The sequence below is a fragment of the Pseudoalteromonas sp. BSi20480 genome (genome assembly GCF_000241365.1).
In the GTDB taxonomy this organism is placed as follows: Bacteria; Pseudomonadota; Gammaproteobacteria; order Enterobacterales; family Alteromonadaceae; genus Pseudoalteromonas; species Pseudoalteromonas marina.
In genome coordinates, this window is record NZ_BADX01000166.1 from 145,426 (window position 1) to 170,028 (window position 24,603).

A 24,603-nucleotide genomic window follows, 5' to 3' on the forward strand; every position below is an offset into this window, starting at 1 on the left:
CTGTTACACTGAATACGTAATTTAATTAAAAAGATGGAATAGCTATGCCCAATAATAAATTTAGACTAGTCACTCGTAGCGATTTTGATGGCCTTGTATGTGCTGTACTACTAAAAGATTTAGATCTAATTGATGACATTTTGTTTGTACACCCAAAAGACATGCAAGATGGAAAAATAGACATCACCGCTAACGATATTACCACTAACCTTCCCTACGTAGCGGGTTGTCACATAGCATTTGACCACCACTTAAGTGAAACCGTTCGAAACGCAAGCGACATTAAAAATCATATAATTGACCCTAAAGCGCCTTCAGCTGCGCGAGTCGTTTACGACTACTACGGCGGCGCCGAAAAATTTCCTAATATTTCAGTAGATATGATGGACGCTGTAGATAAAGGCGACGCAGCTCAGTTTTCTAAAGATGAAATACTCAATCCAACCGACTGGGTGTTAATGAACTTTATAATGGATGCCCGCACAGGCCTAGGCCGCTTTCGCAAATTCAAAATTTCAAACTACCAGTTAATGATGAAGCTCATTGATGCATGTAAAGATCAAAGCATCGACGACATTTTGCAAATGGAAGATGTTGCAGAGCGAGTTGCGCTTTATAATGAGCACAACGAAAAAGCAAAAGCACAAATAACACAGTGTGCAACAGTGCATAAAAACCTAGTGGTACTAGATCTAACTCAAGAAGAAACCATTTACGCCACCAACCGCTTTGTAATTTACGCCATGTACCCCGACTGCAATATTTCAATTCATAAAATGTGGGGGCTTAAAAAGCAAAACGTAGTGTATGCAATTGGTAAGTCAATTACTAACCGCAGTTCAAACACAAACGTAGGTGAGTTATGCCTTAAATACGGCGGCGGCGGCCACTTAAATGCAGGAACCTGCCAAGTAGAGACCAGCCAAGCCGACACAGTACTCACTGAGCTGATCGATAAAATCACTAATGATGGTTAATTACTAACGATTAAATATCAAAATAAAAAAGCGAGTAAATTTACTATTTACTCGCTTTTTATGTGTAGTTATAAATTTTTAGCTATAAAAAACTGTTTTGCTAACGCTTCAACTCAATAGTTATTAATATCTTAGGTTTTTAAGGGCGGCGATTAGCAGACGTTGAGGTTGACTAAATATCGTAGTTACTTGATTGGTCAAACTGCCCTTTGCACATATATTCATGTAAATGAGCGACGCGCCCATATTGTTCCATTTAACTTTACTGAAAAGTTTTAGAAAACTTAGTGATAGTAATACCCTAGGTTATTTGTTAAAAGTAGATAAGTGAGCGTTAAGTCGGCAGAAATATGCGCGATGAGCGCACTATTAAATTGTTATATTTGTCTGGGAAATTATGCATAAGCACACCTTTAAAGAAGATGAATGGCCTTTCAGTTGCCCAATAGACTCTGCTGCAGTAACTACCAAATTTGTCTATGAAAGATTGGAGCCAATAATCCAAGTTAATCATTACATAGATGATGGGTGGCAATTTATGTGCAACACTACGGATGACCCCGATGACGGCATGGTAATTTGTATGGGGTGTTTTATTAGCAAATTTCCAGAAATGATTGAGCTTGCAGATCTACCTAAAGGCTGGGACGCATTCAGAGAAGACAAAAATCAACCGTGGGACAAACAGCAGTTTGAATAAGCCACAAATATAACAAACACATTAAGTCGCTTCGCTGGGACGCTAACACATGGGCTGCGTCACTTCGCTCCTAATTTTAGCCCATGTGTTACCGCCCTTTATGTGGGTGTTAGCTTGAAGGGAGGCGTATGTTTTCAAATATGAAACTTAGTCATTTAGTATTGCTACTAAGTTCGACTTTCACAGCAGGGAGTTTCGCTAACGTATGCTCAAGTGATGAGCTTATTCAAATCAATAATTATATTTATGACGTTAAGAACCTATCAAAAAGTTATCACTCTGCTGATCGAATAGATGAATATCATGATTACTTAACTGCAATGGAAAGGTATAAGAAATCAACTCCAGAGTGGAATGATAAACAAGCTTTAATTAACGCGTTCAGTTCTTCTTTAATTCTGTATCCTGCTTTTTACCAAGTTTCTTCTGTTACACACGTTAAAATGCAACGCGCAGAAAACCAAACCTCTTTGACTTTAAAAATTAATCGCAATGAAACGAAGGGAGTTGATTCGTTAAGTGTGTCTCTTAACCCAACAAATAATAAGATAATTGGTGCACTATTTTATTCTGATGAAAAGTTTGAGAGCGGAGATATATGCAAAAAAGAATTGGGACTAGAGTATATTCAAGCTAACAAGCAAATGCAGCCAACGCCAAACAACGGCTCGGCTGAATAGCGCGTTACCAATGACCGCTCACAGCACAAAGCAGACTGAATGTAATTTGGCTATTTTAATAAAAGGACAGCGCTAATTATTTATATTTCAATTTACTCTGCTACATATGTGCTACACAAAAATTAAAGAGAAGAAGAAGAAAAGCGTAACCCATTGATTTAATTGGTAGCCCCTGCAGGAATCGAACCTGCAACTGCCCCTTAGGAGGGGGCCGTTATATCCATTTAACTAAGAGGCCACAGCGGTGTGCTAGGGTTAAATTATAACGGCATCTGGTTTTTTATATCAAGTTTTAAATCAAGTGGAATTTGAGTTAATTACTTGATAAATATATATCTTCTTTGCTTAGTACGTATTGCGGTATAAACTCTCGGCTGCTGGCCACTATTTGCTTGGTGTTGACATTTATAATGCGTGTATTAATAACAATACCGTTTTGCCTGTAGATTAAAGTGCCCGCGAGTATATGACTTGCCATGTGATCTTCACTCAGCTTTTTGATATTTCGTGAAAACACAAAATCACCGCGTCTGTTTACGTCTATTGTACTGGTGGTTTTAAAATCAACCACACTGTAACCAAACTTTTGTAATTGATGGATTAGTGTTTCAGATATTTGGTTACCTAACTGGTTACTTTTATTGAGTGACGAGTCAAAGTTTACCAATGTACTAACAGCAATATTAACCTGTGTATCGGCTTCTGTGTCGTACTCTAGCGTGTCAACTAAGTCTAAAGCCATTTGTTCTACGTAGTTAACGAGGGTTTTATGATGCTTTACTGGCTTAAAGGGTTTTGACGCATCGTAATCATTGTTTGGTTGCACAGTTTGGTTGTGTGTTTGAGTATCGTAACTGCCATTTAATACATAGCTGGTACTTGCTTGCGTTGTTGTGTGCGAATTTGAATCATGCTCATGGTGATGCATTAGCGAGCAACCAGATAGAGCAACGACTAACCCAGCTAGTGATAATGTCCGTAAATTGGTGTTTAGTGTAAAGCGCATACTCACCTCACTCACTCGCTTGTTTTAGCATAATACCATCGGTACGGTAATTACCATTTAACGCATCAATAACTGATTGCGGTAAAAACCCTTGCGCCGAACCAACGACCGCTTTACTTGTTAAGCCAACAATTCGTGCATTGACTAAAACTCCGCCTTGGTGACTTACTAGCGTGCCTGCCAGTACGTATTGAAAGTTTTGCTCTGGGTCTAATTCAAGATAGTCTCGGCTAAAAACAAAGTCGCCGGTTTGTGTTACACGCACATAATCGGTGGTTTTAAAATCAATGACCGGTACACCAAAATTGTGGAGCTCATGCATAAAGCTTTCAGCAATTTGATTTCCTAATAAGCTACCATTACTGTAATCGTCGTCTAAAAATACAAAACTTGATACCGCTAGTGGTGTTTTATCATTTACGTATTGTAAGTTTTCGACCATGTCTTGCATTATTCCGCGCACATAGTGGTTTATGTTTTTATGCATTGGCGGCGTCGATTTTGTGTAGTTAGTTTGCTGAGCTAACCCCGACTGAAACATGTTATCGTGATTAACTGGAGCACTCACTTTGCGTTGGCTTGTTGCCAGTTGCGCTCCTTGGTTACTTTGCTCAACAGCTGGGTCGGCACTAGGGGTGTTCATAATTTGTGAACAACCAAAACCTAGTGGCAAACATAGCGTGATTAATAAGTTTCTCATTGTGTACTCCTCGTTAATATTCACTGCGATAGAGTGAGCCATCGCGCTGCTGAATTTTTTCATTTCCCCACATTACATTGATTGGGATCTCGGTACTGCCAGCAGATAAAACTTGCTTATTGCTAATGTTTACCATGCGCGCATTTACAATGTATGCATGCTGTTGACGTGTCACGGTGCCGGTGATTATAAGGTCAATATTTTGGCGCTCTCGTAACTGTTCTAAATTACGGGTCAGCGCGCTGTCGGCATTATGAGATAAGTGTAGGTTATTTGCTAAGCGATATTCGACCATGTGATAACCCATTTGCGTCATTTTGGTTAATATACTTTCTTGTATTTGTTGGCTTAAGCCCGACGCTTGCTGCGTCATTAGCTTAGTGTCGAGCGCATCTGCAAAGTAAAAACTACTCACACCTATGCGAGTATTATTGCTTAATGGACCTTTTAAATGACTTAATTGCACAGTTAAGTTGTGTACATAGTCACTTACTGTATAAGGTGCCATCGCTGCTTTTGGGGCATATGTGCTTATACTTGGCTCGGGTTCAGGAATTAAACTGCACGCGGCCAAGTTAATTAATAATAAGGGTAGTAAAAGGCGCATAGTTGCCATCCTCTTGTGATCATACAAGAGACTAAGCAATTATTATGCCTAGAGGGTTGGTTGTGGTTTTTCCTGCGTATAATAGGTAACAAAACAATTAATTTTTTGCTGTTTTAATGCTTCGCAAGCGGTTGTTGCTTGTTTATTTGTTTTATATGCGCCTAACTTTAAACGATAAAACGTATTGGTTTTTATTACTTTAGTTTCAACATTAACAGCTAAATTAGTATCAAAAAACGTCGGTACTTTACGTTTTAAATTAGCCAGTGCCGTGTTTAATTTAGTTTTACTGTTAAATGCTGCTACTTGAATAGCGAAAAATGCCTGGTCGCTTTTTAAAATACTTTCTTTTGGAGTGGTTGTTTGAGCGTTGTTTGTTCCAGCCGTATTGGTTTCGTCAATGGCTTTTAAACGAGTAGTCAGCTTTGATAGCTGCCCTTCTAGCTCAAGCAGATCGTTAACTTTAGGCTCAACTGTTTTCCACTCATTTGCAGACTGTTTGAGCGCTTTTAAATCCTCGCTTGAAATAAGGACAGTGTTTGGTGTTGTTGAACTCGGTGGCGCTTTTTTATATGAAGTACACCCTGTTATAACGAGCAAAACCCCAATACAAAATAAAGTGTTTATAAATTCCTTTTTAATAACCATACTTTTTACCTACCACCCTTTTGATTATGGTCAGGTATTTTATGGATAAAAAAATTTTTAAGTCAAGTTTCTATTTTAACTACAGCTTTACAGGCTTATCTGTGTAGTTACTCACTATGCAGTCAAGCTTATACACTTTAAATACTTCGCAGTCTGCTTTGGCATTTTTTAGATTTTGGTACGAACCTAACTTAAGCCTGTAAAACGTTTTTTTGTTAATTTTTGCGGTTTCAACATTGGTCAGTATTTTTTTTCTGAATAAGGGGGCAGCTTTGGTGTTTAGCTCTTTCCACGCTTTTGCGATGTCTTTTTCTGAGTCAACCGATGCCACTTGCAGAGCAAAAATATGTCTAGGTGTATTAAGTTTAACTGTCTGCTTTTTATTTCTGTATTGATTAACGCTTTGGCTACGCGAACGAGCAGCTTGCTGATTGTGAATTGTGCGCGTGCTGTACGAGCTATTTGTAGGCTGATTAGATTGGGCTATTGCCTTACTGTTAATAATATCTATGTGATTAACAAGGTAGGTAATTTCTTTTTCTAGCTTTAAAATACGCTCTATACCCGCTCTGGCTTGCTGCCATTGCAATGCTGCATCTTTTAACTGAGCCAGCTCTAATGCAGTAATAGGTACATACTCAGGCGAATTAGTTTGTGTTTCTGGTGCTTGCACTAATTTAGCTTCAGGCGTAATAGAGCATGCTGTACCAAATAGCAGTATCAGCAGGCTTAAAAGTAATCCTGTTATTTTTTTGTTATTAGTTAACATTTAATCGCTGTCCTGAAAGCAGTGTAATCACACTTACATTTCAGTTAAACATCCTCTTTACAAAGCGTTTAACCTTACTTTAATTTTCGAGCCACACCCTAGCCCTTTACATAAATAAGCGTATTTAATTCAATAAGCTTATGTATTTTTGACTCCTCCATGAGAACACTTTTCAATACAATTTTAATGCCACTTAAACTAAACATTACAACATAAATTACATTATGTCTGTAAAGTAATCAAAACTATTCTAATTTTTACATTAAAAAAACAAGTTATGCAAAAACCAAATAAAAAAAGCGCCTAATTAGGCGCTTTTTGCTGATTAAATGTAAACGGTTATACAAGTGTTTTAATAAACGTTTTTAACTCATCGGCAAATTCGTCACGACGAAGTGCAAACTCAATGGTTGCTTTTAAATAACCAATTTTACTACCACAATCGTGGCTTCGGCCTTTCATTGCGTAAGCATCCACTTTTTCGCTTTGCATAAGCATGGCAATAGCATCGGTCAGCTGAATTTCATCGCCAGCACCTTGCGGCGTTTTTGCAAGTAGCGGCCAAATATTTTCACTTAACACGTAACGCCCAACTACTGCTAGGTTTGAAGGTGCCTCGTCAACCGGTGGTTTTTCTACCATGCTAACAATTGGTGAGCTTTCACCCTGTGCTATTTCGGTGCCACCTAAGTCCACCACACCAAACTTATCTACTTCCTGCATTGGTACAGGCTCTACCATAATTTGGCTGTGCTTAGTTTGTTCAAAGTGAGCGATCATCTCTGCAAGGTTGTCTTTTTTAAGATCGCTTTCAACGTCGTCTATAATCACATCGGGTAAAATAACGACAAACGGTTCGTTACCAATAATTGGCGCGGCGCAATTAATAGCATGGCCTAGCCCTTTTGCTTCGCCTTGGCGAACGTGAATTATTGTTACGTCTTTAGGGCATATAGCTTGCACTTCGGCAAGCAATTGCCGCTTAACACGCTTTTCAAGCGTTGCTTCTAACTCAAAGCTGGTATCAAAGTGGTTTTCGATAGAGTTTTTACTTGAGTGCGTGACAAGTACTATTTCTTTTATGCCTGCGGCAACCGCTTCGTTTACTACGTATTGTATTAAAGGTCGGTCTACGACAGGAAGCATCTCTTTAGGGATTGCTTTTGTGGCTGGTAGCATGCGCGTACCAAGTCCCGCTACTGGGATCACTGCTTTCATGTTGTTTTCCTTAATCGGTTATTATACTGAAAATGGATATTGAATTGCGTCATGGCATTGATAGCCAGTTACTTCAAAATCGTCCCGGGTAACCCACGTTTCTATGTCTTCAAGTGACTTTATATTTGGATTAATTGTAAGTGTAGGCGATTCAAATGGTTCGCGCTTGAGCTGGACGTCGCGCATTAATTCGAGCTGATTTTCGTAAATATGAGCGTTAGCTATTTTATGATACGCCTTACCCGGTTTGTGGCCGGTAATCTGAGCGACCAATGCAAGCAATACAAAACATTGAATTTGATTAAAATTTAGCCCCAGTGGATTTTCGCCCCCCAAAAAGTGCACAACCTGTTATCAGGTTTAAGTATAATACAAACATTCTTACTGTGCATTAAAATTATGCACAATCAGATGAATTAGCGTTTATTTTTATCACAATAATTATTGGATCACGTAGCGTTCTTTTGACAAACGAGTGAGAACTTTCCCAAACGTGATTAGATGGCGCTCACAGAGCTCGCCTAATTCGTTGCCGTCTATAATGGTGACGTTGAGTTTACCGGCGATTTCCCTGGTTGATTTAGCCAACTGGGTAGCATTGGTAATAAATACCTGCTTGGTAATTTCCCGGCCCAAGTGCTGGCCATAGATTGCATTAGCGTTGGATATTTCCTGCACAGCGTTATGACCCTTATAAGCCCCTTGCTTATGTTTAGCCTGAATGAGTATGGCTTCGCTCGCGAAAGTTAACACGCCATCGGCACCAAAGTCTGAACCGTCTTTTGTTAGCCATGCACTGTCGGCCTGATATTCACGAGAAAGTAACTCTAATGTCAGTGCTTCGAACTGTTTCCAGCTTAAGCGTTGCATATCTTCAAATGTAATAATGCTATCGGCTCCAAGGCTATGCTTATCGGAACCGGTTGGATTAGGCATTACTTCACCCGGTGTAACCACTGCGTCTTTAAGCATCGATTTTTGTGATAACAGGCTATGCAGGTTAACGTCAAAAGACTCAAACGAGGGATGATGCAGAATGGGCACGTAAATGTTTACGTCTTTTTTCTGACCGATACGAAATACCCTATCGGTGGCTTGTGCTTCTTTTGCCGGATTCCAGTGACGCTCAAAGTGGATAACGTTGTTAGCCCCAACAACTGTTAAGCCAACACCGGCCGCTACTGGCGACATAATAATGATATTAAAGCCTTCTTTGGCCTCAAAGTCAGTGATCATGGATTTACGGCTTAAGGCGCCGGCTTTTTTAACTACCGCTTTGGCATCGCCATTGATAACGTGCAGTGGCCCAAGTCCAAAGTAGCTGCCCAACGCAATACTTAAAAAACGTTGCAGGCGCTTGTTTACCGCAAAGATAATACACTTTTCGTTTCTGGACTTGATATCGTTAAGTACTTCGATGGTTTTGGCCATTTTGGCGGATTCATCGAACAGGGTTTTAATTTCACGCCTTGATGTCGGCGCGTCTAAGCGACCGCCGTCTGCCAAGCGTGGATGCAGCGAGCTATCACGTAAGCGCATTAAAGTTGTTAGCACATGGCTGTTTTCATCTTCTAACTGCGCTTCTATAGAGCCATCGTACACTTTTTGCTGATAGGCGGTCATAATGGCATGTAGCTTAAGTTCGTATTGCCAATCACTTGACTCTATCCCTACCAGCATATGCTTTTGCGGTAAACCTTCGAGGTTATCTTCTTTTACGCGACGCAGCATTAATGCCCCTACCTTTTCCCGTAGCTGGCGCCCAAGGGTTGCCCTAACTCTATCCACTTCATCCCCAGCTGCTTGCAGGATAGGCGTGATATAGGTTTGCCTGAACGTTTGATAAGAATCCAAATAGCCGGGACAAGCGGTATCCATTAAACACCAAAAATCAGCTAGGCTGTTTTCTACCGGTGTACCGGTGGCTAGTAGCTTAAACTTGGCTTTTAAGCCTTTGGCTGCCCGGGTTTGCAACGCATTGGGATTTTTAATGTTTTGCGCTTCATCGAATACTGCCAACCCCCAGTCAATTTGTGACAGGGAAAACTGGTAATCACGCAGTGTTTGATAGGTGGTGATCACCAACCGGCGTGGTAAATCCAAGCGATCCGGCCCATATTTTTCGCCGAATTTAAGGGAATAGCGAGGCTCGAATGATTCTTCATCGATATTAGAAGCTTTAGTTTCGGCACTGCCATCTCGGAAACTGTTTAAGTCGCCGTCTGACTGTAAAATAACGATGTCTCTAAAGGGCGATTCATTGAAGGTTTCTATGACTTCGTCCTTCCAGTTTTCTAGTAGACTAAGTGGTGCCACAATGAGTGTTGGACGACAAGTTTCGCCCGCCTCTTCGCACAACCGATAGTAATGGTCTATGCCAGAAAGCGACATAAAGGTTTTACCCAGCCCCATGTCGTCTGCCAACAATGCACCATTAACCAGCTCTTTCTGGCGAGCCATTTCTTCCAGTCCGAGGATCCATTTAACGCCCACTAGCTGATGCGGGAATGGTGTGCGCTTATGATTCGACCAGTCAAGTTCTTCGCTGTACAACACATCATTAAGCGCTTCTTCAACCAGCTTAGAGGGGCTGTCTAATTCGTCATCATTGAGGGCAATATCGATAACGATTGGTCCATCGTCGATATCAACATTCTCATCATCATTTGGTGCATCGGGAGAGTTCGGCTCTTTTTCGCCGTCATCTTCTGGCTGGTTGTTAATTTTATCTTGCAGCTTGGAGAGGGTTTGCGTTATGTCGGCTTCACTACCGATATCGTAGTTTTTGCCCTCAAAGACAATTTCTGTCGCGCCTGTTGCTTTAGCATCGTTAATAACTTGCTGTAATTGAAAAAGATCTTCCTGTGTTTTAACTTCTTTGGTAACTGCACTAATTGGCAAAATCTTTCCGGCTGCATGGTTTTGACCAAACCAATCGATTCCCGACTCGTCGGTTTCACCAAAGTAAGCGTGTTTAAAGCGAGTGGCACCTTTTACCCGAAGCGCAAAGCCGACATCCAGATCAACAAGTGAAGCATCCAAAAACGCCCCAGGGGCTTTTAAAAACTGTTGTACCTGAGAGCGCGGAATGGCCCTGTGCCCGATGATTTCTTTGGCGGCTTTGGCAGTTTTCTCGTTAAAGAGAATAATCTCATTACCCACTTTTAGGGTACGGCCATTTTTGGCTTGTAACTGCCCTAGTACACGTTGAAGTTTATCGTGATCGGTCTTTTGGCCCATACTTGGGGTAAGAATGAGATTACCTTGAGGATCAAGCTCAGCTTCTACTGCAATCTTGTCTGGTACATGTATTTCGAGTTTATCGAAGTGGCTTAAAGAGAGTTTCGCCCCCGCCTGTTGAGCTTGCTGCAAGCTATGCAATAGCAAAAGATTATCCGATTCACTTTTGGCTGACTTCGAATGTTCAGTAAGTGCCGTGAAAACCTCGAACATTGCTTTAGTTAACGTAAATTGCGTGTCACCAAAAGAGAGAATACTCCCATTTTGTTTATAAGCTGCCGTCATGCGGCCGGAAGGTGACTCTACATTTACAATGACTTTAAAGGACTCGCCTGAGGTAGTTCCCTTAATATCTACAGCGGCTTTACCATTCCATCTTGTTGGTAAATTTAATAGCTGGAAAACATCTTCATCTAACGCAGAAATAACGTGATGTGGCACTATAAAACCATTAGGGATAACTTCGGCATTACCTTCTTCGGTGAGCATTTGCAGAGCAACGAACTGTGCAGTGAGATATTCATCTGCCCCACCAGATTTGATTTTGTTAAATTGGTATTCAGGGCAGTAAAAATCGACGCTTTCATTGCTGATTTCAAAGTCAAACTTGGCGCTTGATTCTTTTACGCTAAACAAAGATGAAATCCAGTTTTTCATTATCCTACTCCGTACATCCGCTTATATTTTTTATAGTCTTCTTCGCTAAGCACATCGGAAGCTTTTATTTGAACACCCATCTTTTTCAATGCATCCACGGACTTTTGTTGCCATTTAAAAGTGTCTGAAGAAACATGTGCAAAATGGTCAAATACACTGCATCCGCGAGCGTACATCTGACGGCTCATGCGCCCCGTTAAATCGTCGTATCTTAATCGTTGTTTACCAAACTGTAAGACAGGAGCCGTTTCATGTAGGTTTTTATAAAACCAAATCTGGCAGTTATGGCTTCCCTCTATCATGTGCCCTCTGGTTAGTTCTGCATAAATAATAGAGCGATCACCATCTTCAACGATCGAGTAATCAGGTACGTGTTCCGGCCGATAATTATCGCGAATATATTTATCCGCCTTTTTGGAGAGATAAAGTTTAGTATGTACAATCGTGCCAGCCTCATGCATCCCCTCCAAAAAGTGTTTGCGAGATGGGAACATGCGCATCATGTCATCGTCACGGGTACTTTTAGAGTAATCTTCCAGCGCTTCGAGGAATAGTTTGAGATCCAGTTTGGATAACCAACTCTGTACCTTTTTACTTTGTTGCGGGTTTAGCTGGCTCCACCATTTAATGTAACGAGGGTGATTTTTGGGTACGCGAGGATCGCCTGCAATGGCGATTACGGCATTTTGCCAGCTCTCGTGCACATTTTGTGTTGGCGCTCTGTCGATTAAAATGCGCAATGCCACGTGACCAATAAGATCCTCTGAATCATAACGGCTATTAGCAACAGTTTCTCTACTGATTTCTTCAAGCAACTCGTGCGGTTGATTTACCGGAATATTCTGAAGCTGCTCCACAAAATAGACTGACTGGGCCCGTTTAACAAAGTCACCTGAAGCATATTGATCGAGTCCCCAATGCTTGACATGTTGCTCGAAGGTTGATTCGCGCTTAATTGCTTGTTTCGCCAAGAATGTTGGACCATCAGCACATAGCACTTGTTCCTCCATACCTTTGGCCAACCCTTTTCGCTTGCGCTCTGTACACAACCAGTCACCAATGTCATCAGGTTCTGATATGGCATCAAAATCACTTAAAAAATGCTGAAAGAGTGATTCAATAAACAGGTTACTGCCATTAGGGATAACAACCAAAATATCACTGAGGAGTTCTCGATCGATATTAATTGCGCTGCGAATCTTTTGATTTGCCGTTAAAGCAATTGATAGTGCTCTTACATCAAATCGATTATCAATGCGAAATAGGTCGAAACGGTTTCTTGATAATAGATTAAAAAGCTTTGACCAAGCTGCTTCGAATTTAGGGTTATCTGTCCCTGCTTTTTTGGCAATCGCTCTTTGCTCAGCCGTTAAGCCCTTAAGCACTTTCATATTTTTACGATAATATTCATCACTTAAGAAGAACTTCATTATTCGCTCCACTTGTCCCAGGTTCTTTTAGACATCTTTAGCTTTTTCATAATCTTCAAGCTTGGGCTTCTTAACCGTAAAACGGATATCGATGCGGCGATTTCGAGCTCTTTGCTCTTCTGTTTCTTCAGTTAAATCGACTCGTCGTGTATCTGCATAACCACTCACAGAAAAGAGTAACTGGCCATTGAAGTTTTGGAGTTCATTCAGCTTGGGCTCTACCAGGATCTCGGTTTGCCATAGCTTCCAAATCGATACCGCCCTGTCGGCAGATAAACCCCAGTTACCTTTTCCTCGGTACCATATACCAACGCTGTCGGTATGCCCTTCCACAAACACGGTATCCAGATATTTCCAACGCTCGTTGGTAGTAATCGCTTTATGCAGCGCGATGCCAATTGCCCTAACTTCTTCCTGTGTTTGTTCATCTTCTGGTAGCGTATCTTTCGCAGACTCAAAAGAAAGCGTACTTTCAGGGATCCGAAGAACCGTATCGTTCTCAACAATTTCAACGTGAATGTTTTGTTCAGCCAATTCTTCCTGAATATCGATAAGAATGTTTCTTCGAGCTTCTTCTGCTTTTTTAAGCTCTACGATACTGGCATCTATTTTCTCTGACTTTTGGGTAAGCTCAATAATTAGCGCTACCGCCGCCAGAATAAAAATCACTAACAAGCCTGACATCAAATCAGAAAAGGACATCCAGTATGGATTTTCTTCATCGACCTTTGAGCCTCTGCAGTTAAATAACCTATCCATGTGTTACCCCAATTTAACCTGCATTTCATCAACAACACTGGAAAGCGCTTTAATCGCATTATTCATTTGCGTTGAATAATCCGTAACGGATTGAGACCAAATTCTTAAATGTTCGGCCGTTTGACCGTTAGCTTGTGTCGCATAATCTTCGAGCATCTGAGTCATGTTGCTGCTGAGTTGTTCTACTTCGCCTCTCAGATCGCCGATAAACTCTTTTTGAGTTGCTTTGAGTTCAGAGAATGTTGAACCAGCACTTTCAATCAAACTATTAAGCTGTGTAGTCAATTCACTAAACCTCGAAACATCCTTCATTAACTCTTCACGTAGGTTTTCCATTCTTTGAGCAGACATCTGATTCTGGTTTGCCAAATCAGCCGTGCTTTCCACCGCTTCTTTAATTGCACCAGACAACTTATTACCTGCGTCGTTAACATGAGAGCTTAAAACACGCATATTATCTGCTGAAACACGCAGTTCTGTTGAAGATTCACGCATAGCTTGTGTAGCCTGCGCACTGGCATCGACTGATGAATTTATGCTGTTTTGTAATGTTTGCCCTTGGGCAATTAATTGTTTAACGGTAGCAACCTGATCGCCTACCGACTTTTCTACTGACTGAAGGATTTCATTAGAAAGTGTAGAAATAGCTTGGGTTTGTTGTTCAATCTTAGCATTTCGCTCAGTTTCCAGCTGCGAAGAACGTTGCTCCCTTTCATCAAATGACTTAGTCAGGCCACTAAGCTGAGACTCTACAAAGTTACTCAACGTTTCACCCTGTTTTCTCGAGTTCTCAACAAGCTCATTTACCTGAGATTTGATTGTGGTTACCAATTCTTCATCTCGTCTTGCCGAAGCCTCTTCGCGAGATTTCATCTGTGTAGACATTTCACCGATTTGATTCTCTACGAAAGACGATAGTTTATGATGAATCGCTTCTGACTGAGACGACAGGCTGCTTACCTGATTTGAAATATCAGCAATCAGGGCTTTTTCACGTTCGCCTGAGTCAGCCTGCGTCTTCTGTAATTGCTCAACAAAGCTATTCATAGTGGTTTGCATAGCATCAACAGACTGGCTAACTTTTGATGAGACATCATCAAGTGCCTGGCGCTGTTGGTTACCTGCTTGCCCGAAGCCATCCATAAAGCTTTCAAGTAAACCTTCCAGAGCTTTTTGGTTTCCTTCGGAAGTTTCATCTACCAGTTTATTAATAGCCGGAGCCATAATTTCGGAGAGACTGTTTTCTAAGCTAGATTGAATTCCCTGTGTTGCAGTAAGCATAGCCTCCTGCATTTTCTCACCAATTTGCTCAGCTAAGCCTTGCAGAACTTCTCTCGATTCAGAGCTATTTTCTGAAATTTTCTGTAGTTGCTCTTCAGGACGAATTCTGGGGAAAAGCCAATCAACACGGTCTTCTATTACTCTGATTTTGCGACGTATGAGCTGTTCACAGAATTTTTCAAAAAAGTTGAAAATTACGCTTAGAGCAACGCCCCATACCGAAGTTAAAAATGCAATTTTGGCACCGTTTACAACTCCGGCTACACCTTCCTGCATTTCATTTACATCAACACCAGCCCCCAGCTTTAAATCAGCAAGACCTAACTGAAGCCCCATAAATGTACCGATAACACCAAGTGCTGTCAGGAAACCTGGCACGGCAGCAATCAAGCGGTTTTCAGTAACGCTTCGAGCCAAGGTATAAGAATTAAAAAAGTGACCTGCGTCAAGTGTGTTTCGAAGTTCAACCTGCTCACCGTTTTGAATCTCAACGAGTGTTTCATCGAACTCCATCCACAAAAAGCCAATGCCTTTGTCTTTTTGCTTAGCCTGTTGATAAAGTGAATCTCGTTTGCTTGCAACATCGTCACGTTCAAGCGGTTTTAGCATTTTTGATAGCCAGTTAAGCTTAGCTCCCGTCACTAAACATTTGTAGACAAAGAAAAGAGCAAACACTACGGTAACACTTATTAAAAGCGCAACGAAAAGAGTACTTAACTCTGTTCCTGTCTGTGGATTTAAGGTGAATTGAGAAAAATCGGGGATTAACCAAGTAAGCTCAATCTGCTTTTCATTTGCCATCATTTACTCCATTTATTATTCTTTGTAGCTTCTCCGCCAAAATTACATCCCACCATAAAACGTATTAACAAAGCCTTTTAGCTTTTCTGCCAACCTTGGTATTACTTTTTTGCGTTGTAATACACTTGGTGGCTTTTCCATGGTGGCTACTATGTCTTCACGCAATGGCTCTTGGTTGCTGAATATCATGCGTTCAACAAGCTCTTTTACGTTTTCAGGTATTAAATGTTCTTCGTCAGCCATTGCTTGGGTGGCTTTTTCTTTTTCTACTTCCCAATAGGCGGCAAAGGCATCGTCAACTTCTTCCGCTGATTGTACATCAGGCAGGTTTTCTTGAATGAATTTATCAATCAGCTCTTGTTTGCTGCGTAGTTCAGGATCACCACTAATGGTTTGCATTAACGCTTTATATTGCTGCTGGTATTCTTCATCAGAGTCAGATTGTTTAAGTTTGCTTACTAGCTTTAAGATGTAAGCAACATTCACTTCATCCATCGCTAGTAGCTCAAGCTCAAAATCAATTTCTTCTAATATCGACTCTTTTTCAGGGGCAGTATTGGTTTTAACCTTGTCGTATAAATCTAAGTACTTACTTTTATAGTCTTCATATTCTTGTTCTTGAATGCTGACATCATCAAACTTAAAGTCAGCGAAAGTTGAAAGCACATTGCGTAAACGCATTAACTCCCTGAATGCCTTAATAAATTCAAGTTCAGCGTTTTCATCATCAAGGCTGTCAACACTTGCCGTGTCAGGCGCGATGGTTTGCATTTGCTCTAACGCTTGGTTAAACATCTTAATGAATTCTTCATACGGCGGCATGATCACCGTATCTTTCGCATCTTTGTTTGAAAACAGCGCTAAGGCATCATCTGTGCGCTTTTTCAGGTTACGAAAGCTGATGATGTTACCTTGCGACTTCTGCTCATTTAGAATGCGATTGGTGCGTGAGTACGCTTGAATTAATCCGTGATACTTAAGGTTCTTATCAACATAAAGCGTATTTAAGGTTTTACTATCAAACCCTGTTAAAAACATATTTACCACAAGCAAAATATCAACTTTTCGCTCACGCACTTTTTTAGAAATATCGTTGTAATAGTTGTAGTAAGACTCGCTATCTTTAGTGGTATAGCTACTGCCAAACATTTTGTTATAGTCGCCAATAAACTCTTCAAGTCTATCTCGGCTATGGCTTGCTATACCTTCGTACTGGGCTTGAGGTTCAGCAACTTTATCTAATACAACTTCGTCTAAGCCATCAGCATCTGGGTCTTCTTCATTAGCGGCATACGAGAAAATAGTGGCTATTTTAAGGTTGTGTTTACCTTCTGCCTTTTTCTGGGCAAATAGCTCGTAATACTTAATTAGTGCTGGCACGCTTGAAACACAAAACATCCCGGTAAACGCTTTGCTATGGGTTTTACGATTATGCTGAGCAATAATGTAATCGGTTATTTTTTCTAACCGAACGTCAGATTCCATTAACTCTTTGGTGTCGATACCTTCAACGTCTATATCAACTTCATTGGCGCTGTCTTTTTTCTTATAACGGCCAACATACTCAACATTAAACTTAAGTACGTTTTCGTCTTTAATCGCATCAACAATGGTGTATTTATGAAGCGGTTTATGGAATAAGTCACTGGTGGTGTATTTACGAGAAAACTTAGACACCGCATTTTCAGCAAAAATAGGCGTACCAGTAAAACCAAACATTTGGTGATTAGTAAAAAACTGGCTAATGCGTTGATGAGTATCACCAAACTGGCTGCGATGACATTCATCAAAAATAAACACTACGTTTTTGTCTTTTACTGGCTCCATGCGGCTTGAATAACGTTTATTGCTAATGGCGTTATTAAGCTTTTGAATGGTAGTAACAATTAGCTTTTCGTTACGGCGAGTATTAACCTTTCCGCCTTTCGCTTTAGTTGATGACTGCTGCTCACCGTCTTTTTCAAGGTAATACACATCTTTACCGGTGAACTGGTCAACAAGCACTTTGGTTTTGTCTGTACCGTCTACACAGCCTTTAATAAAGCTATTAAATTCTTTGGCGGTTTGATAATCCAAATCTTTACGGTCAACTACAAACACCACTTTGTGAATGGCGCTATCACCCGTAAGTAACTGAGCGGTTTTAAATGAGGTAAGTGTTTTACCTGAACCGGTAGTGTGCCAAATATAACCATTCATCTTAGCGGCGTTAATGTCACCTTGGCTTTGTTGACTGCGTTGTTCAGACAAGTCATTTAGGCTAGCTAAACTCCTTGTCTTCTCGCCTTGTCGCCTCGCCAAAGCACCATTATCTTGCTCAGATATTATTTGTTGACGTTCAGCTACTCGGTCAATAATCGCTTCAGTGGCATATATTTGATATGGGCGCATCACCATTAATATGCGGTCTGTCTCATTCAGTACCACGTATTTAGTGATCATGTCGGTTAAGTGTTTAGGGGTAAAAACACCTTGGCGAATTGGCTTAACTCGGTATAACGGTCGTTATTTTCTTTTGCCCAGAAGAAGGTTTGTTTAAAGCTTTGTTTGCGATTATTAGCGTAATACTTGGTATTTACACCATTAGAGATAACAAACACCTGCACATACTGGAATAAGCCATCTTCAGCCCAGTAAGAATGGCGCTGATAACGGTTAATTTGATTAAACGCTTCTTTAAGCTCTAAGCCACGGCGCTTTAACTCTATTTGAACAAGAGGTAAACCGTTAACCAAAATGGTTACGTCATAGCGGTTTTTGTAACGGCCTTCTACGGTAACTTGTTGGGTAACTTGAAAGTGGTTTTTGCTAACATCGGCATCAATAAAACGAATGTAACCAGCGGTGCCATCGTCTTTATTTATTTGCAGCCTATCACGCAGTATTTTCGCTTTATCAAAGACATTGCCTTTAGCTAAAACATTGCGAATTTGCTTAAGTTCATTGTCACTTATCTCAAAGCCATTAAGCTTTGAAAGCTGCTTTTTTAAGTTAGCTCTTAGCGAGTCAATATCAGTGATATTGACCTTTTCAAACTGCTGCTTACCATCAACTTTTTTAGCAAGCTGAGCAACTAAGTTATCTTCTAATTCTTGTTCTGACTGATAGGCCACATTAACTTCCTTGTGTTAGCTTTCTAGTAATTTATCCATTTTCTTCTTGGCAACGTGTTCTAATAATTTTCTGCCAGAGTCAAAAATGACCTTAAATGGAAAGTCTTTAAATTCAGACTTTAATTTGGAGAAAACTTCTTTATTGGCAAGCGATTTAGCAAAGTCATGACCCGTCTGGGTTAACCTTAAATCTTTAAGAACAACACCCCATTGACCATCCAAGCTTTGATAAATCCCCATATGTTTCAAATTACCAATTTCGAGAGAACTTAAACTTACTAATTCGTTATCAATTAAAATTTGGTAATGAAATAAAAACTTCTGATTAATGTCACCATTCTCATCATGTGGAATTCCTGCCTTTTTTAAATCGGCAAAAGTAATATGAGCAGTTTCAGCTTCAATAAATACAGTTAAAATATCTTTTATATATTCGAGATCAATTTTCATACCTAGTCCTTTAGTTATACAAACATCTGCTGTAACAAACCTTTTTTGAAGGTTTTTGTTAGTTCTATTTGCTCATTTACCGCATTAACTTTTGTTTCAAGAGCTTTTATAAAACTAACAATTTTTTCTCGTTCACCTTCACAAGGTAACGGAATAGGTAAAGCATAAAAATCGGCAGATGTTATATTCATTCTGTCATGTCTGGCACCAAAGTTCGCAATGCTGTGCATATATCGATGCCACATAGTTGTATTAAAATATTGCTCTAAATAATCTAAAACGTTTTCATCTTTAAAGCGGAAAGCAGTATAAAGAGGCGACATAACACCTTGGCCTATGTGGTTGCGTTTAATAGGGCCAACAGGCGCAAGTTCAGAAATTCTAGGGTTATAAATAAAGTCATTCTTTTCAACAACGGTATATCCAGTCAAGTTACCTTGATTAGCTATATCTTTATTGAAATAATCGCCTTGATTTACAATGCCACTTTTAGCTGAGTTGGTTAGTACAGCATTAACAGCATTATCTTTGTTTTTAAGATTATTTTTATCAGCTAATTTTGATAATGGCTTTATTTGCCAATCAGGAAAGGCGTTGCCATTGTCATCTTTAAAGCGAATTTCTTGCTTAAACAGCTTTTGCATCACGCCTTTTTTATATTGAGTGAGCAAGGCATGCTTTTCTTTAAGTAGGCTGATTTTTTTATCTACTGAAGAAAGAAAGTCTGCAATTTTTTGTCTTTCTACTCTAATGTTAGGCTGAAGTATGTTTAAACTTTTTAGCATACCTCCAGTTATCAAAGGCTGACCTGAACCGAATATAAATTTATTAAGGTTTACACTTTGAAGCAGATAGTAATAAAAAATGAATTCATCCTCATTTTCTAGTTCAATTACCAAGGTATTATCAGTAACACCGAATTTTCCTTGTACACAGTTTAATTGACCTGCATTCGCTCCAACTCTAGCAACTAAAATATAGTTACCATCATGAGTAAAATTATTTGTGTAACCAAGTTTTCCCGTTGAGCCATAAACTGGAAACTGACCATATTCTTCAATTTTACTTTTGCCTGAAGAAATCTTTAGACACTGCGATTGAAACTTAGTTTTTATCCAAGAATCTTTAAAGTCGTTAAACCTCAATTTTACCGTAATACGTTCCATTATCTTACTGCCTTTATTCCAAGTTCAGCGCAAAAATCAGACAGCACAATATCTTCAACGATAATATTTTTATTTACTTTCTCTATTGAGAATGCGACGGCTTCTATATCAACAAGTTCATCTTCTTCAAAAGTATCAACATAACGTGGGATATTTAAATTAAATTCATTTGAAGAAATGGAGTCATCCTTTTCGGCGTCTTCTATTTTTGCAACAAAAGCAAACTTTTCTTTAAACTCACGTTTTTCTACGGCGTCTAATATTGCCTTTAAATCTTCATCACGAAGATAGTTCTGATTGGTTGCTTTACCAAAGTTCTGGCTAGCATCAATAAACAAAACATTATCGTTATGTTCACGGTTCTTTTTGAGTACCCAAATACAAGTTGGGATAGATGTGCCATAGAAAATGTTTGCCGGTAGACCAATTACCGCATCAAGGTAGTTTTTATCTTTAATTAAATGCTTACGAATATGCCCTTCGGCTGCACCTCGGAAAAGTACACCGTGAGGTAATACAACTGCCATAGTGCCATTTTCATCTAGCTGATGAACCATGTGTTGCACAAAGGCAAAATCTGCTTTACTTTTTGGTGCTAATTTACCGTAATCTTGAAAGCGTTCGTCAGTTAAAAAGCCTGCTGATGCACTCCAATCAGCCGAGAATGGCGGGTTTGCGACTACGGCTTCGAAGCGTTTTTCAACATGATGTGGCTGTTCTAGCGTGTCATCTTGCTGAATATCAAAATTGCGATAATGCACACCATGTAAAATCATATTCATGCGAGCTAGGTTGTAGGTACTTGGGTTAGATTCTTGACCAAAGTAACCACCAACTTCACCGCCTTTGCTTTTGATCTCTTTTGATACTTTTAAAAGTAGTGAGCCTGAGCCACAGGTAGGGTCGTACACACTTTTAAGCTTGTCTTTACCTTGTGTCACTAGCTTGGCAAGTAATGTTGAAACCATGGGTGGCGTATAGAATTCACCAGCTTTTTTACCAGCACCAGAGGCAAACTGACCAATGAGGTATTCGTAAGCGTCACCTAGTACATCAATGTCGGTTTCATGATGCAGAAAATCAATATCATCAAGGTGAGTTAATACTTTTGAGATAAGCTCATTTTTAGCGTTTTCTGTTTTACCTAGTTTGTTTGAGGTTAAGTCGAGGTCATCAAACAAGCCGTTGAAGTCATCTTCTGCGGCAGTACCCATAGTGCTTTGTTCAATATGGTTAAGCACTTCAGATAAGTCTTCTAAAATAAACTCACCGTTTTCACCTTTTTGCGCCAATACATGAAATAGCTCGTTAGGTTTTAAGAAGTAACCTAAATGGTCGATTGTCTCTTCTTTAATCGCTTCTAAGTATTCTTTGCCTTCGTCTGTGTTTTCATCAATAGCGTCAAACTTAATGCCATCTTCTTTTAATAAGTCATCGGCATATAAATCCATACGTTCAGATAAGTACTTGTAGAAGATAAAGCCTAAAATATAGTCACGAAAATCATCGGCGCTCATGTTGCCACGTAAGCTATTGGCAATATTCCAGAGTTGTTTTTCTAATGCTTTTTTGTGTTGTTCAACCATGTTGGTTACTGTTCCTAGTTAAGTTGTTGGCCTGGTGTTATTGAGAAGTCGATTAAATCGACCAGGCTGTTTTTATTCTTCAAATACAATTGATACTCGTCGCCAGTCAATGTTGCGTCTTCTGTACAATCAACATTCCACTGGCGGAGTATGTAATTTGCTAAAGCGGCTCGAACTTCAAGTTCAAGTATGCTCTTTGTCATGCCGTAATCCATTTCAATAGCTTTGCTATGGCTGAGCCTTGGATGTGGTACTAGCTGCAATTCACACAGCGTATTCCAAGCGCTATCCATGTTGGCCTGTTCATTACTTCTAGGCTTTGTTTCTTGCAGTTCGATACTCTTGAATCGTGTGCAAACAAAATCCCTAAACTCTTTGCTTTTACGGTCATATGCTCGCACATGCCACCGATGGCCGTTATTAACAATGGCATGTGGTACTAACTCTCTTTTGGTTGTACCGCTGCTGAGTGACTCATATTCGCATAGGATTGCTGAGTTAGAGGAAATCGCTCGCATGATGGCTGAAACAATTTCTGCTTTAGGATGAACTAATCTAACTGCATCAAAACACGCTGGCGATTTCTCTTGTGGCAGCGAGAAACCATCTCCAAAGCCTCTTGCTAATGTTTGCAGGGCTTCCTCAGGGTTGTGCTCGAAAATGGCTCTGAATGCGCCTGAGCGTACATACCGCTTATTCTCATGCATAAGCACAGCATTGTCTGGTGCTAACTCTCTATACAGAGAAAGATCGCGAGTACACGAAGCCAAACCAGTTCCAAATTTTTGGATCAAGTCTGCTCTTGCTATTTGACCAAAGAATTCAAGGCTAAAGTCAATAAAAGCAAGGCGTTCACGTTGTGCATGGTTCAGATTTTCGAGCAGCATACTTTAATAAAACCAAGTTTTAATTAAAGTACATTAGCTTAAACGGCGAAAAGGAGCAATCAAATTGATGTAATCATTTTGATTGTTTTGGAATTGATGGTGTAGGTTCAAGTTACTGCTAAGTGTTGTCTTTTCGAGACGGAGTTTGATTATGTGATTGTCAGCCATTCAGGAGAAGGGGGGATTGAATTGAAATAAGTAGAGTAGTGTCTCTTTATACAGATTTGTTGAATCGGTTGTTTATACGTTAATAAAGACTACCCCGAGTGCAAAAGCTAGAGAGCTTTAGAGTAACAGTGGGCAGGAAAGCCAAGAGCAACATTCAAATCCGTTTAAACTTCACAATCTGGGTAACCCAGGAGTTGACGTTACGGTATCTAGAGCTCGAAGCCTACAAAAGCTTATATCTATTGCAGAAATTGAAGGTGGTTGTATCGTAGATATTCCATATGACAAAGAGATGTTGCATCCAGCTCGATATTTCGAGGATTTATACTTACAGAAACTCCGAGCCCAAGGACTTAGCAGTAATGGCCTCAGCAAGAGGTTAGGTATATCGGTCGAGCAATTCGATGATTTTCTTAAAGAGAAAATAAGCGTAACAGTTACTTTGGCTAAACGGCTTGAGACGTTAACCGGAATGCCTTGCGATTTTTGGTTACGCGCACAAAGTAAACTTGATAATTCGCGTAAATATGATTGCTGGTGATCAGAATCAAGGCTTCATTTTAATATTCGAGACTGAAATTAAGCCTTCATCTTAATATCAAGATCAGAATCAAGGCTTCATTTAAATATCCGCGACTGAAATTAAGCCTTCATCTTAATATCAAGATCAGAATGAAGGCTTCATTTAAATATCCGCGACTGGAATTAAGCCTTCATCTTAATATCAAGATCAGAATCAAGGCTTCATTTTAATATTCGAGACTGGAATTAAGCCTTCATCTTAATATCAAGATCAGAATGAAGCCTCATTTTTATATAGGCGATCATGACCTTTCCCCCAAAATTAACACCAGTGTCTTCCACATAACTCGATAAGGCTAAAGACGTATAAGGTTAACTCATCTTAGACCGAAAACGGGTAAGCGATTGGCTCATGATGTTGATAACCCTCAACTTCAAAGTCATCTAGAGTTACCCATGTTTCAATATCTTCAAGGGTCTTAATCTTAGGATTAATGTGGAGTTTCGGAGCTGGGTAAGGCTCTCTTTTCAATTGAACATCTCGCATCAGGTCTAGCTGATCTTCGTAAATATGTGCGTTAACAATTTTATGGTATGCCTTACCTGCCTTGTGACCTGTTATTTGAGCCATCAGTGCTAGCAAAGTAAATACTTGAATTTGATTAAAATTTTGCCCTAATGGCACATCACAGGAACGTTGTGAAGAAGTTAAATAAAGTGTATTTCCCAATAACGAGAATGTGTGAGTATGCATACATGGACGTAAGCAGCCCATATGAAACTCACCTGGGTTATAAAAAGTCAGGATTTCACCTCGATCATCGATACCATTACGCAAATCTTCATAAATTTTACGAAGCTGGTCGAATTTCTCTCCCTCAGAGTTTCGCCAATTACGCCCTTGTACACCATAAACTCGACCCATATCATCTTCGCCTTTACGGTGAGGATTGTTCAACCAAGCGTCATTATCGTTAGCGTTCGCATTCCAGGTATTGCATCCAATTGCTCGAAATTGAGCCGCACTATCGTATCCTCGAAGATACCCCAACAACTCAGCAATAGCCGCTTTCCAATAACTTTTTCTTGTAGTTACTAATGGAAACTCATTAGCTGCTACGTTATATTCCATGTCTGCATTAACAACAGCTAAGCAGCGTTTACCCGTTCTTTCATTTTCAACCCATACACCTTCGTCAACTATACGTCGACATAAATCCAGATACTGTTTCATACAA

Annotated in this window: 20 protein-coding genes, 1 tRNA gene and 1 pseudogene; 3 read left to right on the forward strand and 19 right to left on the reverse strand. The window is 40.0% G+C overall.

Annotated features, from left to right (window positions below):
* Positions 1 to 44 precede the first annotated feature (44 nt).
* From P20480_RS01565 to P20480_RS01560, 3 genes are all read left to right on the forward strand, one after another.
* Positions 45 to 977, forward strand: a complete 933-nt coding sequence (locus tag P20480_RS01565; RefSeq protein ID WP_008132694.1) for a DHH family phosphoesterase — start codon at positions 45 to 47, stop codon at positions 975 to 977.
* A gap of 397 nt (positions 978 to 1,374) precedes the next feature.
* Positions 1,375 to 1,677, forward strand: a complete 303-nt coding sequence (locus P20480_RS18805; protein WP_006793678.1) for a hypothetical protein — start codon at positions 1,375 to 1,377, stop codon at positions 1,675 to 1,677.
* Positions 1,678 to 1,805: 128 nt separating this feature from the next.
* A complete protein-coding gene (locus P20480_RS01560) occupies positions 1,806 to 2,357 on the forward strand; it encodes a hypothetical protein (RefSeq protein WP_008132696.1) in 552 nt (183 codons plus the stop codon).
* 163 nt (positions 2,358 to 2,520) lie between these two features.
* Here the strand turns inward: P20480_RS01560 and P20480_RS01555 are convergent.
* The 19 genes and pseudogenes from P20480_RS01555 to P20480_RS01465 all read right to left on the reverse strand — a co-directional run bounded on the left by P20480_RS01555 (position 2,521) and on the right by P20480_RS01465 (position 24,599).
* Positions 2,521 to 2,595 (reverse strand) — tRNA-Arg (locus P20480_RS01555).
* A 75-nt stretch (positions 2,596 to 2,670) separates the two neighbouring features.
* A complete protein-coding gene (locus P20480_RS01550; RefSeq protein ID WP_008132697.1) occupies positions 2,671 to 3,363 on the reverse strand; it encodes a FlgO family outer membrane protein in 693 nt (230 codons plus the stop codon).
* 7 nt (positions 3,364 to 3,370) lie between these two features.
* Positions 3,371 to 4,063 carry a FlgO family outer membrane protein gene (locus P20480_RS01545; protein WP_006792683.1) on the reverse strand — a complete coding sequence of 231 codons (693 nt, stop codon included), beginning with the start codon at positions 4,061 to 4,063 and terminating at the stop codon, positions 3,371 to 3,373.
* A 13-nt stretch (positions 4,064 to 4,076) separates the two neighbouring features.
* Complete coding sequence (locus tag P20480_RS01540; protein ID WP_008132698.1) at positions 4,077 to 4,670, reverse strand: FlgO family outer membrane protein; 594 nt, start codon at positions 4,668 to 4,670, stop codon at positions 4,077 to 4,079.
* A 48-nt stretch (positions 4,671 to 4,718) separates the two neighbouring features.
* Complete coding sequence (locus tag P20480_RS01535; RefSeq protein ID WP_008132699.1) at positions 4,719 to 5,318, reverse strand: SPOR domain-containing protein; 600 nt, start codon at positions 5,316 to 5,318, stop codon at positions 4,719 to 4,721.
* Between the two features lie 79 nt (positions 5,319 to 5,397).
* On the reverse strand, positions 5,398 to 6,087 hold the full coding sequence (locus P20480_RS01530) for an SPOR domain-containing protein (protein WP_008132700.1): 690 nt from the start codon (positions 6,085 to 6,087) through the stop codon (positions 5,398 to 5,400).
* A 339-nt stretch (positions 6,088 to 6,426) separates the two neighbouring features.
* Positions 6,427 to 7,305, reverse strand: coding sequence for a UTP--glucose-1-phosphate uridylyltransferase GalU (gene galU, locus P20480_RS01525; protein ID WP_006792679.1), 879 nt, complete (start codon positions 7,303 to 7,305; stop codon positions 6,427 to 6,429).
* A 21-nt stretch (positions 7,306 to 7,326) separates the two neighbouring features.
* A pseudogene (locus P20480_RS01520) lies at positions 7,327 to 7,626 on the reverse strand (thymidylate synthase); the annotation flags it as partial.
* A 120-nt stretch (positions 7,627 to 7,746) separates the two neighbouring features.
* Entirely contained in the window at positions 7,747 to 11,202 is a 3,456-nt protein-coding gene (locus P20480_RS01515; protein WP_008132702.1) for an SNF2-related protein, read from the reverse strand.
* Complete coding sequence (locus P20480_RS01510) at positions 11,202 to 12,632, reverse strand: EH signature domain-containing protein (protein ID WP_008132704.1); 1,431 nt, start codon at positions 12,630 to 12,632, stop codon at positions 11,202 to 11,204. Before P20480_RS01510 ends, P20480_RS01515 begins: the two co-directional genes overlap by 1 nt.
* A 27-nt stretch (positions 12,633 to 12,659) precedes the next feature.
* Entirely contained in the window at positions 12,660 to 13,391 is a 732-nt protein-coding gene (locus tag P20480_RS01505) for an OmpA/MotB family protein (protein ID WP_008132705.1), read from the reverse strand.
* Positions 13,392 to 13,394: 3 nt separating this feature from the next.
* Positions 13,395 to 15,476 (reverse strand): anti-phage ZorAB system protein ZorA, encoded by a 2,082-nt coding sequence (gene zorA, locus P20480_RS01500; protein WP_238530324.1) that lies wholly within the window; start codon positions 15,474 to 15,476, stop codon positions 13,395 to 13,397.
* A 39-nt stretch (positions 15,477 to 15,515) separates the two neighbouring features.
* Complete coding sequence (locus tag P20480_RS01495) at positions 15,516 to 17,915, reverse strand: type I restriction endonuclease subunit R (protein WP_008132709.1); 2,400 nt, start codon at positions 17,913 to 17,915, stop codon at positions 15,516 to 15,518.
* Positions 17,916 to 17,920: 5 nt separating this feature from the next.
* Positions 17,921 to 18,586 carry a type I restriction endonuclease gene (locus P20480_RS19975; RefSeq protein ID WP_008132712.1) on the reverse strand — a complete coding sequence of 222 codons (666 nt, stop codon included), beginning with the start codon at positions 18,584 to 18,586 and terminating at the stop codon, positions 17,921 to 17,923.
* Positions 18,587 to 18,601: 15 nt separating this feature from the next.
* On the reverse strand, positions 18,602 to 19,036 hold the full coding sequence (locus P20480_RS01485) for a DUF2513 domain-containing protein (protein ID WP_008132714.1): 435 nt from the start codon (positions 19,034 to 19,036) through the stop codon (positions 18,602 to 18,604).
* A 14-nt stretch (positions 19,037 to 19,050) separates the two neighbouring features.
* Positions 19,051 to 20,202 (reverse strand): restriction endonuclease subunit S, encoded by a 1,152-nt coding sequence (locus P20480_RS01480; protein ID WP_008132715.1) that lies wholly within the window; start codon positions 20,200 to 20,202, stop codon positions 19,051 to 19,053.
* Positions 20,202 to 21,788 carry a type I restriction-modification system subunit M gene (locus P20480_RS01475; RefSeq protein ID WP_008132717.1) on the reverse strand — a complete coding sequence of 529 codons (1,587 nt, stop codon included), beginning with the start codon at positions 21,786 to 21,788 and terminating at the stop codon, positions 20,202 to 20,204. The genes P20480_RS01480 and P20480_RS01475 overlap by 1 nt, the downstream gene beginning before the upstream one ends.
* 14 nt (positions 21,789 to 21,802) lie before the next feature.
* Positions 21,803 to 22,675: a WYL domain-containing protein gene (locus P20480_RS01470; RefSeq protein ID WP_008132719.1), complete on the reverse strand. Its 873-nt coding sequence runs from the start codon at positions 22,673 to 22,675 to the stop codon at positions 21,803 to 21,805.
* 1,072 nt (positions 22,676 to 23,747) lie between these two features.
* Positions 23,748 to 24,599: a thymidylate synthase gene (locus P20480_RS01465; RefSeq protein WP_008132721.1), complete on the reverse strand. Its 852-nt coding sequence runs from the start codon at positions 24,597 to 24,599 to the stop codon at positions 23,748 to 23,750.
* Positions 24,600 to 24,603 lie beyond the last annotated feature (4 nt).

Bases quoted from the DNA above. Each gene is read 5' to 3' on its own strand.
- P20480_RS01565 (WP_008132694.1), top strand. From the start codon at position 45: ATGCCCAATAATAAATTTAGACTAGTCACTCGTAGCGATTTTGATGGC.
- P20480_RS01485 (WP_008132714.1), bottom strand. From the start codon at position 19,036: ATGAAAATTGATCTCGAATATATAAAAGATATTTTAACTGTATTTATT.
- P20480_RS18805 (WP_006793678.1), top strand. From the start codon at position 1,375: ATGCATAAGCACACCTTTAAAGAAGATGAATGGCCTTTCAGTTGCCCA.
- P20480_RS01550 (WP_008132697.1), bottom strand. From the start codon at position 3,363: ATGCGCTTTACACTAAACACCAATTTACGGACATTATCACTAGCTGGG.
- P20480_RS01495 (WP_008132709.1), bottom strand. From the start codon at position 17,915: ATGATCACTAAATACGTGGTACTGAATGAGACAGACCGCATATTAATG.
- P20480_RS01470 (WP_008132719.1), bottom strand. From the start codon at position 22,675: ATGCTGCTCGAAAATCTGAACCATGCACAACGTGAACGCCTTGCTTTT.
- P20480_RS01540 (WP_008132698.1), bottom strand. From the start codon at position 4,670: ATGCGCCTTTTACTACCCTTATTATTAATTAACTTGGCCGCGTGCAGT.
- P20480_RS01545 (WP_006792683.1), bottom strand. From the start codon at position 4,063: ATGAGAAACTTATTAATCACGCTATGTTTGCCACTAGGTTTTGGTTGT.
- P20480_RS01480 (WP_008132715.1), bottom strand. From the start codon at position 20,202: ATGGAACGTATTACGGTAAAATTGAGGTTTAACGACTTTAAAGATTCT.
- galU (WP_006792679.1), bottom strand. From the start codon at position 7,305: ATGAAAGCAGTGATCCCAGTAGCGGGACTTGGTACGCGCATGCTACCA.
- P20480_RS01510 (WP_008132704.1), bottom strand. From the start codon at position 12,632: ATGAAGTTCTTCTTAAGTGATGAATATTATCGTAAAAATATGAAAGTG.
- zorA (WP_238530324.1), bottom strand. From the start codon at position 15,476: ATGATGGCAAATGAAAAGCAGATTGAGCTTACTTGGTTAATCCCCGAT.
- P20480_RS01475 (WP_008132717.1), bottom strand. From the start codon at position 21,788: ATGGTTGAACAACACAAAAAAGCATTAGAAAAACAACTCTGGAATATT.
- P20480_RS01515 (WP_008132702.1), bottom strand. From the start codon at position 11,202: ATGAAAAACTGGATTTCATCTTTGTTTAGCGTAAAAGAATCAAGCGCC.
- P20480_RS01465 (WP_008132721.1), bottom strand. From the start codon at position 24,599: ATGAAACAGTATCTGGATTTATGTCGACGTATAGTTGACGAAGGTGTA.
- P20480_RS01505 (WP_008132705.1), bottom strand. From the start codon at position 13,391: ATGGATAGGTTATTTAACTGCAGAGGCTCAAAGGTCGATGAAGAAAAT.
- P20480_RS01530 (WP_008132700.1), bottom strand. From the start codon at position 6,087: ATGTTAACTAATAACAAAAAAATAACAGGATTACTTTTAAGCCTGCTG.
- P20480_RS01560 (WP_008132696.1), top strand. From the start codon at position 1,806: ATGTTTTCAAATATGAAACTTAGTCATTTAGTATTGCTACTAAGTTCG.
- P20480_RS01535 (WP_008132699.1), bottom strand. From the start codon at position 5,318: ATGGTTATTAAAAAGGAATTTATAAACACTTTATTTTGTATTGGGGTT.